The sequence below is a fragment of the uncultured Desulfobulbus sp. genome, assembly GCF_963662935.2.
Taxonomy (GTDB): domain Bacteria; phylum Desulfobacterota; class Desulfobulbia; order Desulfobulbales; family Desulfobulbaceae; genus Desulfobulbus.
On the sequence record NZ_CAXXTL010000002.1, the window covers coordinates 1,284,553 to 1,296,880 of the forward strand.

The following is a 12,328-nucleotide window of genomic DNA, read 5'->3' on the forward strand; positions in this document are numbered from 1 at the left end:
CTATGCAACGAAAGACAACCCAGCGAACCGCCATCGAACAGGTCTTCCTCAGCGAGGACCGGGCCCTGGGCATCGAGGAGATTCTCCGCCTTGGTCGTACCCTTGTGGAATCGCTCAATCAAGCCACAGTCTACCGTAACCTCAAGCTGCTGATCGACAAAGGGTGGCTCAAGCAGATCAATCACCCAGCCATGGGCACGCTCTACGAGTGCACCGGCAAGGGACACCATCATCATTTCCACTGCCACGGCTGCAACCGGGTCTTCGAGTTGCCAGGCTGCTCCCTCAACCAGGAAACCGCGGCGCCCGAGGGGTTCATCGTCGAGGACCATGAAATCTTCCTCTTCGGCGTCTGTCCATCCTGTGCCGCCTCTCCCCAATAAGCCTCAACCCCCACATCGCCCGAGCCTGCGCTATGCAGTTGCTCGCAGGTACTCCTTGTTCCCGCGCCTTATCATGATCATAGTCTTGCCAGTGTGTCGTTGACGCTCCCTTTACCGTGGAAAGATCATGTCTGCTCTTCGTCTCCTCCTCCTGCTTATTTTTGTGACAGGATACCCTGTTCAGGACGCCCTGGCCGAACGGGTTGTCCTTTTTCTCGGCGATTCCCTCACCGCAGGCCTTGGCGTGGAGCCGGATGAGGCCTATCCCCGGCTGCTCGGGGAGATGTTGACCAAGGATGGGGTCGCCGATGTCCGCATCGTCAACGGTGGCGTCAGTGGCTCGACTTCGGCCAGCGCCCTGTCACGGTTGCAATGGTATGATAAATTCAAGCCCTCTGTGCTCTTCCTGGCCCTAGGCGCCAATGACGGCCTGCGCGGTCTTACCATTGAAGAGATGGACAAAAATTTAGCCGAAGTGATTGATGCAGCCAGAAAGCGGGGGATGAGTGTCATTCTGGCCGGCATGGAGCTGCCGCCCAATTATGGCGATGAATACACCGGCAGCTTTCGCCAGGTGTACCGTGATCTCGCCAGCCGGTACGGCCTTACCTTGATTCCCTTTCTGCTCGAAGGGGTGGGCGGGGTCGCCGGCCTCAACCAGGCCGATGGCATTCACCCCAATGCCGAGGGACACCGGCAAATCGCCCGCCACGTCTATCCTGTGCTTAAAGCGCAACTCGACTCCATGCGCCCCCAGAAGGAATAAATCGATCATGACCACACTGGAACGCACCCCGCTGGTTGCGGTGCACGATCTGCACAAGGCCTATTCCCTCCCGGAATCGAGCCACCTGACCGTCCTGAGCGGTGCCCATTTTTCCCTGGCGACAGGCACCACCTTGGCCGTTACCGGCCAGTCCGGCAGCGGAAAATCGACGCTCATTGCCCTGCTGGCGGGCCTTGACCGTCCGGACCGGGGCAGGATCACGATGAACGGCGCTGATTTGACCGCCATGGACGAAGCCGGGCTGACCCGGTTCCGCGCCGCCCATATCGGCATTGTTTTTCAACAGTTCCACCTTTTGCCGCATCTGAGCGCCGAGGAAAACATCCGCCTGCCGCTGGAACTGCTGTATCGTCCCTGCGAGGGAACAACCATCGACGCCTTGCTGGAGAGCGTCGGCTTGACGGCGCGCAGGAACCATCTGCCCGCGCAGCTCAGCGGCGGCGAATGCCAGCGAGTGGCCATTGCCCGGGCTCTGGCGGTCAAACCGCTGCTCCTCCTAGCCGACGAGCCCACAGGCAATCTTGATGTGACCACTGGCCGCGAGGTCGCAGACCTCCTCTTCGACTTGGTGGAACAGGAACAGATGACCATGCTCGTGGTCACCCATAACCAGGAGCTGGCCGAGCGCTGCACCCATCGGTTGAAGCTTGCGCAGGGGTTGCTGCGGTGAAGGCGCTGCTGCGGCTTGGTTGGCGCGGGCTCTCCCGCAACCGGCGGTTTTCCGCGCTGTTCATCATCAATCTGGCCCTCGGTCTCACCGGCTTTCTCCTGATCGGCTCATTTGGCGCTTCCCTCTCCCGCCACCTCGACGCCCATCTCAAGGAAATCCTCACTGCCGACCTGGTGTTGCAGACCTCGCGACCTTTAAACGAGCAGGAAATTGCGCTGAGCCACACTATGGCTGGCCCCGGCAGCCGTTTCTCACAGCAGGTTTCCCTCTATACCATGGTCAAGGGCAACGGCGTCTCCAGGCTGGCCCAGATAGTGGCCATCGACGAGGCTTACCCTCTGTACGGGAATTTCCATTCTGCTGTTGAGCCTCTCGATGACAATGTGATCACTGACCTGCAACAGCAGCGACAGCTGGTGATGAGCCGGGAAGCGGCCCGGTCCTTTGCGCTAACGCCAGGTGACATCCTCCAGATCGGCCAGGTTGGTTATGCCCTGGCCGCTTATATTGCCCGTGATCCCGGCAACAATTTCACCGGCCTGTCCCTGGCCCCAAAAATCTATATAGGGCTCCCGCAATTGCAGGAGTCCGGCCTGCTCCGTTTCGGGAGCCGCGTTACTTACCAGCACTTCATCCGCCTGCCGGATACCGCCAATGCCGCCGCTGTTGCGGCCCAAATCACCACGGCACTGGCCGAGTTATCGCCAAAGGCCCCTGAAGTCCGCGTCTCCACTACGGTGGACGTCAATCGCCGCCTGGGACGGGTGATCGGCTATTTCAGCTCCTTTCTCGGCCTGGCTGCCATGGTCTCGCTTGGGCTTGCGGGCCTTGCCGCCGCCTTTCTTTTTCGCGAGCATTTGCGCAGCGGGTTAAAGGAAATCGCCATTCTTCTCAGTTTGGGGGCCAGTCGTGGTCAGTGCCTGGTGCTCTCCATGGGAGAATTAGCCTTGCTTGGCCTGGTAGCCGCCAGCTGCTCCATCGCCCTGGCCTGGCTGCTGCTCCCCCTGTTCGGCCACCTATTCATCGGGATCATTCCAGCAAACCTACCCCTGCGAATCGACCCCGCCGCCGCCCTCGCGACCCTGGTCATTGGGGTGGTCGGCAGCCTGTTGTTTTGCCTGCCGGTCTATCGACGGATCCTTGAGGTTCGGCCGCTGTGGCTGCTGCGGGAAGAGATCGAGAATGCCCCCGCTCCCGGCAAGGCGGCCCTCAAACACCTTGCCGCTCTGCTGCCAGCTGTGGGACTTTTGCTGCTCCTGACCCTGCTGCTCAGCCACTCCCCTTTCCAGGGTCTCGGGTTCACCGCCGGCCTACTGGTCCTGGTTGTTGTGTTCGCCCTGATGGCTAAACTCCTGTTCATCGGGTGCCGCCGCTGGTCGCACACTAGATCCCTCACCTGGCGGATCGTGTGGCGCAATCTTTATCGCAACCGCCTTGCAGCCTCGGCTGTCTTTGTCGCCCTGGGGATGGCGCTACTGCTGGTCAATCTCATCCCCCAGGTGGAAAAAGGACTGACTGCGGAGATCGGGCAACCAGAGGGGCTGGAACTTCCCGATCTTTTCCTTATCGATGTGCAAGAAGAACAACAGCAACCGTTGCACCTCTTTTTTCAGGGTGAAAGAGCCGCTCTCTCCCCCTTGGCGCCCATGGTGCAAGGCCGAATCGTCAGCATCAACGGCCTGCCCTTTGCCCACTGGCGACAGCAGCACAGCAACGGCGATGAGCGGGGATTGCGGCGGACCGAATTCAATTTTTCCAGCCGTGAGCAGTTGGATCACTCCGAGACTGTGGTCGAGGGGCCGCCGATGAGCACGGTTCCCTGGGCAGCCGATTCAAACCAGCCGTTTGCGATCTCAATGGAGCGGGAGTTTGGTGAACGCCTTCAGGTGGGCATCGGCGACCGGCTGATTGTTGATATCCTGGGGATTGAATTGGAGGGACAGGTCGTCAACCTGCGCAAGGTCCGCTGGAACAGCTTTCAGCCCAATTTTTTCATGCTGGTGCAAAAGGGGGTGCTGGACGACGCTCCCAAGACCTATCTGGCCTCGGTGAGCCGGGTGGAGAAAGACAAAAAAGAGGTGCTGGTCAACCGGCTGACCGCCGCATTTCCCAATGTTTCGGTAATCGATGTCAGCGGCACGGTTGCGCAGTTGAGCACCATCGCCGGGCAACTGAGCCAATCATTGCGGTTTATGGCCGGGCTTGCCATGGCAATCGGCCTGGTCACCGTGGTTTCGATCGCCCGGCAGGAGGCTCTGCGGCGCGAACGGGAAATCAATTTACTCAGAGTCTTGGGGGCTGGTATCGGCAGGATTCGGACCCTTTTTATCCTGGAATTCGCTGTCCTGAGCGCTGCAGCCGCCCTCACCGCCCTCCTGTTGAGCGTTCTCTGCTCACTGGCGATCTCCTGGCTGCTGTTCGACCGTCTCTGGCAATTCCAGTGGCAATCCAACGCATTTCTACTGCTGGCCGTCCCCCTGATGTGCGCCCTCACCGCCTTGTTGGCCACCGACTCGTTGATTCGCCGCAAACCCACGGCCTTGCTGGACTGAGCCGCAACACAACGGGTAAAAGCATCGCTTTCTCGCCTACCTCGCACCTCCGTCCACCCAGATTTCCCTCTGCACACACTCTTGATCCTCGGGTCGCATCACCCGGCAGCCCAGAACGCCTTCCTGGAAACTGCCATAAGTGGCATGTCGAGGGATGCGAAGGGTTCCGTCGTCATCCAGTTCGACCATGGCGATCACATCGCCGCCGTTGCCCAGCGTCAACTCACAAGGTATCTTTCGCATAGGGTTCTGGCGGGTTCTGTTTCTCGGTTTGCACGTATTTGATGGCTTTATCGATCTTGACCTGCTGATTCGTCGGTTGCCCCTTGGCCTCCGGCACCTGGGTGGTCAACTCCAATCGCGAAGGCGGCCCGTTCAGTGAAGCCAGAACCCCTTCGTCGCGGCTATAAAGATCGGGCTTGAACATCACTTTGCCGTCCAAGACATTCGTGGTCAGATACATGAGATAAATCGGTAACGACTGTTTGAGGATCACCGTCGAGGTCTTGCCCAAAGCGAGGAGCTGATCCATTCTTTCGACCGTGGTCAGGTTGCCAACGTCATTGGCGAGAATCAACCGGCCCAGTTCCAAGGGGTTTTGCACCCGGATGCAGCCGTGGCTAAAGGCACGCTGCGTCCGCCCAAACAGAGATTTACTCGGCGTATCGTGCAAATAAACGTGATAGGGATTGGGAAAGAGGAACTTAATCAACCCCAGGGAGTTGTCCTTGCCAGAATCCTGGCGGAGAGTATAGGGTAAAAATTTTCCCTGGTACTGTTTCCAGGGGATGGAATGGGGGTCAATCTCGGTACCGCTGCTGTCGAAGATGCGCAGCCGCTGTTTGGCAAGAAATTCCGGGTCGTTGACGATGCTGGGAACGGTCTCGTTCTTGACGATGTCCGGGGTGGGGGTCCAGGTCGGATTGAGGACGATGTAGGTGATTGCCGACCGGAAAATGGGGGTCTGGTGAAAGGGCTTGCCGACCATGACCTTACCACTCCAAACCATCTTATTTTCATGGTAATACTGCAACATGAAACCGGCAATATCGATAATGAGGCTGGAACTGGGCATGTCGTGGATAACCCATCGTGTCCGCTCCAGATTAACCCGGATCTGGTTGATCCGTTCAGCCACGGTGACGTTCATGGCATTAATCGTGGTTTTTCCTGCAGTTCCATCGGGTTCAATGTGATGCCGAGCCTGGAAGGCTTTGACCGCGGCAACAAGATGATCGTCATACAGATTCGATTCTACCGAGCCCCCCCGGGGACGATATTCGCCCGTAACGGTCAGGCGATGACGAATGGCCGGCACCCGCTGATCAGACATGCCCGGTTTGAGACTCTCGCCGACAGGCACCTGGTGCCATCCGCTCTTACCGGCAAACTGTTTGTACTGGGCTAGGGCCTCCTTGAGATTGACGTAGGACGGATGGTGCGGAGAGAGTTTGTCGAGGGTGGCCCGAACCGTACCGGTTTTAATGGCGGTCAAATACGTATCGATGGGTGAAGAGCGAGGTGTGGTTGCCTCAAGATTCTTCTTTTCTTCAACCTTGCGGGGATCAACTTTGCCGTACCGTTTGTGCTGGCCGAGCAGAACCAGGGCGTCGGAAAGTAACAGATCGTATTCGACCAGTTTGGCTAGGGAGGTGCTCTCTTTCAGCTCATTGGCATATCGGGTGAGGGCTTGGAGATGGTAATCGTCGGGAATGAGCCCTTCATCTGCAGCGGCAGCAATGGCACTCAGCAGTTGATTGATGTTGTCCCGGTTGTCCCAGAGCGGATTAAATTGATTTTTCCTATACAAATCGAGAAGATACCCGGAAGTGTAAACCGGTTCCTTGCCGACACTGTCCTCTATCTCAAAATACAATTGCTCAAGACGCTGCTGAAGCAGCTGCTGCCCCTGATCGCCGGTTGTCGCGGTTGAAGGGGAAGCTGCACCATTGTTACCGGTTGGCGACCCGCTTTCCGGATTGACGGGGGCCAATTGCGGTGGCGCACCGTTCACCACGGACGGCGACGTGAAAGGAGTGCTGTCCCCAGCGTACGTAGCGTTGGGCGCATAAAAAAGGGACAAGAGAAGCAACCCGCCTAAAAAGAGGAGGCGGGAGGAGAACGATTCGCAAGAAAGGGGCATGAGAGGATTATCCTGGACGCAGGCTGACTTCTTCGGATGGAATCAGGTAGTGGTTGGCTTTTTAGACAAAGGTTAAGTTCAATGCCGCATGAAATGTTCTTTTGTTTTAAGGAAGAACGGCGACATTGACAAGAACTTAAACTTTTTTTTTAAAAAAAAAGGTTTACTCACCATTCAGGACTCCCCTTCCAGCCAGTGCCGCCACCGCGTTGCCCCCCTAAACGGTCGAGGCACTGGATTATTTCTCCCTTGTGATCGGTGGCACCAGGGTACCTTCACTTACAACACATCCGTTTTCAAGTCAGCGAACAAAGAGAGTATTTTCCTGATGTTGCGCCCAAGAGACCCATGGAACGTTTTTCGGGCGGGAAGAGAAACAGCCGGTGTGGCAGGCAAGAGACGGGGCGGCTCTATTGTTGCAGCGTCGGCCCGATAGCGCTGATTTTCGCTTCCGGATGGATAAAGCGGGCAATGGTCACTAACGTATTGGCAAAAGAGGGAGGCGAAGGGCTGCAGACCAGATCCGGATCCATCACATGCACCTGATTGTTGCGGGTTGCCTCGATGGTGGCAAAGCTCAACCAGTGCTTCTTCTCTTCGGCGCCGATGCCGTTCTCTGATCCCATCACTGCGATGACGATCAGGGCCGGATTCAGGGCGATGACCTGTTCGGTTTTCATGATGCCTGAGAGCTGATCACCGGCAATATTGACACCACCACCCAACTCAATAAAATCATTTGTGAAAGATTTTCTCACCGAAGAAAACAGCGGATGGGCACCGACCTGAAGGAACACCTTGCGGCGTGGTAACGGGGCCACAGCCCGACGAACCGCCTCGACCTGTGTTCGGGCGCGACCGACAATAACCTCTGCCCGTTTTTCCAAACCCAACATCCTTCCTAAGCGGAAAAAATGTTCGCAGATATCTTCAAAGGAAGCAGGTTGGCCAAAAGTTTCCACCCGGAAACCGAGTTGCCGCAATTTTTCGACCTGCTGGGGCGGGGTTAGGTTGTTGGCCAGAATGAGTTGCGGCTGCAGGCTGACAATCTTCTCGATACTCAGTTCCTGAACCGAGCCGACTTTCGCCTTGTGGCGAGCCGCTTCCGGCCGCTGGCAATAGAGAGTATTGCCGACCAGGCTGTCGCCCGCGCCCAGAAGAAAAAGATTTTCGGTGATCAAGGGGCCCAGGGAGACGATGCGATCGTAGGAGGATACCGGGTTGTCCGTAGGCTCCACCGCATTTGTGCGAACCGGAATGAAACCGACTGCCAGTAGCAGAAAAACGGAGCCGAACCAGATGCTCATTATGCCCAGGTTTTCCGTGCCGGGTGATCTGATCCGCTTCATACCATTGCGGTATCGGGTGAGCGAGGCAAGGGGGAAATCAGGGGAATCAGATGATATCGTCGTCGCTTAAATCATCTTCTTCTTCGAGTTCGCCATCCAGATCGTCCTCGCTGTCATCGACATACTCTTCCTTCTCTTCAAATTCGTCCCCTTCCTCGGGCGAAATCTCGGGAGTAGAACTGTCATCCGACGGACGAGTGGCTTTGGGGATTTTCGATTCCGGCAGCACAAACTCCCGAATTTTTTCAACTTCATCGGGAAGAAGGAGATCGGACTGGCAGGCAGGACACCCTTTGACATGTTGATCGACAAATTGCATCATGCGGGCCGGTGCCATGGTTTCCTGCTTGACCCGAAGGTACCAGTCCTTAATTAGACGTATCAGTTGTTCACATTCCATTGAGAAATCGAGTTGCTTTGCTTGCTCGGACGGTCAGCCCGGTTCGCGTGATGAGAAGAGGAGAAGAAAAAGTTGTTTTTCCAAGTGATAAATAGTAGATTTTATTTCTGATCGGAAGTGGAAAGGGCACTGGTGGCTCTCCCGGACTTCAAATCCGGTGTGTCGGGTGAATAGCCCGGCAGGTGGGTTCGATTCCCATGCACTTCCGCCATTTTTTCAGTGTCATCAGCACTTCTTGTCGGGCTATTTTAGCCCGAATCTTTTCTCGCTGTCAATCTTCTTTTCCCAGGTTTGTGTCAACAAAAAAAATCGCGGCACGATGAAAAAAGCTGCCACGCCTTGCTTGAACACAATTCCGCGCTTCCTCCCACCCTTGCCTAACCAAACAATCCATTGTTTTTTTTACTTAAAAACGACAAGAACCGTAAAAATCGGATCCAAGTGCAAGAAAACTTTGCGCAGAAACGACCTCTCCCCTTGATCTGCCGGAAGGATTTAAGGCAAGATAGAAACTATGCAGCTGTAATCAACAAAATGATGCGTGCACCGCACCACGCATTAACAATGATCAAAAGTTGAACGGATATCGGGCAACGGCCCCGTAAAAATATCCCTATAGACAGCAACTGATATCGCCCTTGACCATCATGCCGGGTAGCACAATCTGCTGCAGCCATAGGCTCTCTCGATTGTTGTTGGGATGGGGTTGAAGCATTCTCCGACAGAATGTTGACTACCATTCATCCGGCCACTGTATTCACAGCTTCTCAACGTCTGCTCAAGGAGAACCATGGCAACCTTTGACTCTGTATCGACTCCACAACCAAGCGTCACGCCACTCTCATCTCCTGCGCCCCTCCTGGAGACAGTTCTGACCTTTGCCACTGTCCGCTCTTTTCATGCCGGAGAACCCATCCTTGCCCCCGGCACGGCCACCAATGCCTTCTATTTTCTGATCAGCGGGGCGGTGGAGGTCAGTTACACCGACCGGGCCGATACCAGGATCACGGTCGCATTGATCGGTACCGGAGAATTTTTTGGAGAAATTGGCTTTTTCGATGGTGAATCACGAGTACGGGACATCCAGGCCGCAGAGGCAGCCCAGGTCGCCGTTTTTGACGCTGCGGTGATGGCCGCTTTAAGGGTGCAGCAACCTGATCTCTGCATGGATTTTCTTGTTTTCCTCACCCAGAAAATCTGCGGGAAATTCCGCCGGATTGCCGGGGAACGCGAGCCGATCGCTGGCTATGCCGAATCCCTGTCCACCCGGCACGCCAGCAGATATACCGAGGCGAAACCCTTGCCCGCCCCCCTGGTTCGCTCATCGCAATGGCACCAGATTAGCGACCGCATGGAGGGGTTGAAATCGGAGTTGTTCAACCTCTCCCACCGATTACAAAAAACCGAGGCAGAAGGCAAACAGGATCAGGAGAGTGAAGCACGCTGCCATCACGTCCTTGAACAACTCAACGGCTCGTTAGCCGACTTCGAACAGACCATGGCCGGCAGCGGCTACGAGGAAGTCATGTGGGGTTATGTCTTCAAGGAAATTTTCCCCTATTTCATGCGCAGCCGCTTTGCCGAGCGAGCCTACTTCAAGCCCAAGGGCTATGCCGGCGATTTCCTCATGATGGAGCATATTTACGCCGACGTACCCAAAGGTGAGGGCAAACTCGGCGAGATCATCGACGCATTCTGCCTGCAGCGCCCTGGTTCCCTAGCCATCCGCGGCAGACGTATTCTTTTACGGAACCAATTGATGCAACTCAGCGGCGCCATTGCCGCTCGCGGCGGCATCACCCGGATCATGAACCTTGCCTGTGGTCCCAACCGGGAACTCTTCGATTTCCTCGGCGCTTGCGAATACAGTGAAAGCATCGAAGCCCTTTGTGTCGACATCGACTCCGAGGCACTCCAGTACACCAACCAGTACGTTAATATTTTCCCGCACCGCGCCTCGATCCGGCTGATGAGTGAAAACGTCATCAAATGGGCGCTTGGCCGGGCAACCCATCATATCGAACCGCTCGACATCATCTACTCAGCCGGTCTCTGCGATTATCTCGACCCGCGCCTGTTCCGGGCCCTGATCACCCAGTGTCATCGCCATCTTAAACCGGGCGGCACCCTGCTGCTGGGCAACTTCACCTTTTATCCCGACTCCCTTTTTCTTGATAAGTTGCTGAAATGGGAACTCATTTACCGGACTGAAGAAGAAATGAAGGAGCTTTTCGCGCCCACTCCCTTTGGGGAGCAGGTCACAATCATCTCCGAACAGGCGCAGGTCAATCTCTTTGCCGTGGCCACCAAGCAGTAAAACAGCCATGAGCAGGGCCTCAGGCACAGGATCGACAGATTTTGCCGACGAAATACACGCCCTTTTCTGTCAAAGGACGGACATCTGCCTCTGGCTGGGCGTTGTGTTTTTTTCCCTCTTTTCCCTGCTCGATTATTTTTACTGCCGCCCCTTTTTCGGCCTCTTTTTCAAGTACCGCCTGAGTTTCGTCGTTGTCCTCGCCTGCCTTCTTTTCCTGCTCAGATATCCGGCAGTGAAGCGCCATACCCGCACCCTTATGTTTGCCGCCATGCTACTCGGAACACTGAGCATCTCCTTGATGACCATCAAACAGGGCGGTTTTGTTTCGGGGTATTATGTCGGCATTCTCCTGATGATCGCAGGCGGCTTTTCGGTCTTGCCCCTCAACGTTCTCGAGGCCTTATTTCTTGGCTGCGCCATGTATCTGACCTACTTCCTGACCGTCTATTTCTCTACCCGCCCTCTTGATGAACAGGCGTTTATTTCCCTGGTCAATAACAGCTTTTTCTTTTTCACCATCATCATCGTCACAACGATTCAATGTTTCGATGAAATCCAAACGCTGCTCAAATCTCTCCGGGCCCAAAGAGGGTTGCAAACACTCCATGGGGAGCTCAAACAGTACACAGGAGACCTTGAGATTCTGGTCAAAAAGAGGATGGCAATGCTGGAGGAATCAGATCTCAAATTCCACGACCTCTACAACACCATCCAGGATATCGTTGTGTTAATCGATGCCGAGGGGGCCATTTGCATGATCAATCACCACGGCGCCCTCCTCCTTGAACGGAGCCCGGAACAACTGCAAGATGCCTTGCTTATGGAGTTCCTCCCTTTGGGGGGCCGCGATATTCTTATTAATGAGATTATCCCTCGCCTCAGCCGGAATGAGGAAGTCAAGGGCGTGCAGTTGCAGATGCAGACCGGGAGTGGAAGAAACATCGAAGTGGAGGTGAGCGGCAACCGGGTCGAACTACCGGGTCATGAAGCGCATTACCAGCTGATCATCCGCGACATCTCCTTGACCAAGGAAGTGGAGCGACAAGTCATTGAATCAGACCAGTTGCTCGACACTTCCCGCCAGGCCGCAATCTTCGGACTGGCGCGATTGGCCGAATGCCGTGATGACAACACCGGCGCCCATCTTCTCAGAATCCGAGAATACACCCGAATCCTCGCCACGGAACTGGCAGACAACCCGGAACTCAAGCAGAGTGTCACCGGCCAATTTATCGAGGATCTGTGCCTTTCCTCGGTGCTCCACGATATTGGCAAGGTCGGCATTCCGGACGCTATTCTCCTCAAACCCGACCGGCTGTCCACTCAGGAATTCGAGGCCATGAAGCGGCATTGTCTTTTTGGCAGCAGCGCGCTTTCGTCGGCGGAGAACGATTCGGACAGTCTCAACTTTCTTCGTATGGGCCAAGAAATTGCGCTCTATCATCACGAACGTTGGGATGGTGCCGGCTACCCCAAAGGTCTCTCCGGAAAAGACATCCCCCTCTCGGCACGGATTGTGACCCTTGCCGATGTCTACGACGCCCTGACTTCAAGCAGGACCTATAAGCCTGCCTATACTCATGAACAAGCACGAATGCTCATCGTGGCGGACAGCGGACACCGATTCGATCCCGCGATCGTCAACGCCTTTCTCAGAAGGGAACAAGATTTCATATCTGCGAGGAGAGACCTGCTCTTGCATGCTCACCCGCATGGGGCCTAAGAGA

The 12,328-nt window shown here is 55.7% G+C and carries 10 protein-coding genes and 1 tRNA gene; 7 read left to right on the forward strand and 4 right to left on the reverse strand.

Annotated features, from left to right (window positions below; genetic code table 11):
* Positions 1 to 2 precede the first annotated feature (2 nt).
* The 4 genes from ACHZCX_RS09990 to ACHZCX_RS10005 all read left to right on the forward strand — a co-directional run bounded on the left by ACHZCX_RS09990 (position 3) and on the right by ACHZCX_RS10005 (position 4,392).
* Positions 3 to 383, forward strand: coding sequence for a transcriptional repressor (locus tag ACHZCX_RS09990; protein ID WP_319587092.1), 381 nt, complete (start codon positions 3 to 5; stop codon positions 381 to 383).
* A gap of 127 nt (positions 384 to 510) precedes the next feature.
* Positions 511 to 1,149, forward strand: a complete 639-nt coding sequence (locus ACHZCX_RS09995; RefSeq protein ID WP_319587093.1) for an arylesterase — start codon at positions 511 to 513, stop codon at positions 1,147 to 1,149.
* A gap of 7 nt (positions 1,150 to 1,156) precedes the next feature.
* Positions 1,157 to 1,840 (forward strand): ABC transporter ATP-binding protein, encoded by a 684-nt coding sequence (locus ACHZCX_RS10000; protein ID WP_319587094.1) that lies wholly within the window; start codon positions 1,157 to 1,159, stop codon positions 1,838 to 1,840.
* Positions 1,837 to 4,392 (forward strand): FtsX-like permease family protein, encoded by a 2,556-nt coding sequence (locus ACHZCX_RS10005; protein ID WP_319587095.1) that lies wholly within the window; start codon positions 1,837 to 1,839, stop codon positions 4,390 to 4,392. Before ACHZCX_RS10000 ends, ACHZCX_RS10005 begins: the two co-directional genes overlap by 4 nt.
* 36 nt (positions 4,393 to 4,428) lie before the next feature.
* On the opposite strand, the gene ACHZCX_RS10010 is transcribed toward ACHZCX_RS10005, so the two are convergent.
* From ACHZCX_RS10010 to ACHZCX_RS10025, 4 genes are all read right to left on the reverse strand, one after another.
* A complete protein-coding gene (locus tag ACHZCX_RS10010; RefSeq protein WP_319587096.1) occupies positions 4,429 to 4,635 on the reverse strand; it encodes a hypothetical protein in 207 nt (68 codons plus the stop codon).
* Positions 4,616 to 6,535, reverse strand: a complete 1,920-nt coding sequence (locus ACHZCX_RS10015; RefSeq protein WP_319587097.1) for a L,D-transpeptidase family protein — start codon at positions 6,533 to 6,535, stop codon at positions 4,616 to 4,618. The genes ACHZCX_RS10010 and ACHZCX_RS10015 overlap by 20 nt, the downstream gene beginning before the upstream one ends.
* Before the next feature lie 410 nt (positions 6,536 to 6,945).
* On the reverse strand, positions 6,946 to 7,884 hold the full coding sequence (locus ACHZCX_RS10020) for a helical backbone metal receptor (RefSeq protein ID WP_319587098.1): 939 nt from the start codon (positions 7,882 to 7,884) through the stop codon (positions 6,946 to 6,948).
* Between the two features lie 46 nt (positions 7,885 to 7,930).
* The gene (locus ACHZCX_RS10025) at positions 7,931 to 8,284 is read right to left on the reverse strand and encodes a hypothetical protein (protein WP_319587099.1); all 354 of its coding nucleotides are present in this window, start codon (positions 8,282 to 8,284) and stop codon (positions 7,931 to 7,933) included.
* A gap of 113 nt (positions 8,285 to 8,397) precedes the next feature.
* Here ACHZCX_RS10025 and ACHZCX_RS10030 point away from each other — a divergent pair.
* From ACHZCX_RS10030 to ACHZCX_RS10040, 3 genes are all read left to right on the forward strand, one after another.
* Positions 8,398 to 8,495 (forward strand) — tRNA-Sec (locus ACHZCX_RS10030).
* Between the two features lie 579 nt (positions 8,496 to 9,074).
* A complete protein-coding gene (locus ACHZCX_RS10035; protein ID WP_319587100.1) occupies positions 9,075 to 10,601 on the forward strand; it encodes a cyclic nucleotide-binding domain-containing protein in 1,527 nt (508 codons plus the stop codon).
* Between the two features lie 7 nt (positions 10,602 to 10,608).
* Complete coding sequence (locus ACHZCX_RS10040; RefSeq protein WP_319587101.1) at positions 10,609 to 12,324, forward strand: HD domain-containing phosphohydrolase; 1,716 nt, start codon at positions 10,609 to 10,611, stop codon at positions 12,322 to 12,324.
* The last annotated feature ends 4 nt before the right edge of the window (positions 12,325 to 12,328 follow it).

Bases quoted from the DNA above. Each gene is read 5' to 3' on its own strand.
- ACHZCX_RS09990 (WP_319587092.1), top strand. From the start codon at position 3: ATGCAACGAAAGACAACCCAGCGAACCGCCATCGAACAGGTCTTCCTC.
- ACHZCX_RS09995 (WP_319587093.1), top strand. From the start codon at position 511: ATGTCTGCTCTTCGTCTCCTCCTCCTGCTTATTTTTGTGACAGGATAC.
- ACHZCX_RS10000 (WP_319587094.1), top strand. From the start codon at position 1,157: ATGACCACACTGGAACGCACCCCGCTGGTTGCGGTGCACGATCTGCAC.
- ACHZCX_RS10010 (WP_319587096.1), bottom strand. From the start codon at position 4,635: ATGCGAAAGATACCTTGTGAGTTGACGCTGGGCAACGGCGGCGATGTG.
- ACHZCX_RS10015 (WP_319587097.1), bottom strand. From the start codon at position 6,535: ATGCCCCTTTCTTGCGAATCGTTCTCCTCCCGCCTCCTCTTTTTAGGC.
- ACHZCX_RS10020 (WP_319587098.1), bottom strand. From the start codon at position 7,884: ATGAAGCGGATCAGATCACCCGGCACGGAAAACCTGGGCATAATGAGC.
- ACHZCX_RS10025 (WP_319587099.1), bottom strand. From the start codon at position 8,284: ATGGAATGTGAACAACTGATACGTCTAATTAAGGACTGGTACCTTCGG.
- ACHZCX_RS10035 (WP_319587100.1), top strand. From the start codon at position 9,075: ATGGCAACCTTTGACTCTGTATCGACTCCACAACCAAGCGTCACGCCA.
- ACHZCX_RS10040 (WP_319587101.1), top strand. From the start codon at position 10,609: ATGAGCAGGGCCTCAGGCACAGGATCGACAGATTTTGCCGACGAAATA.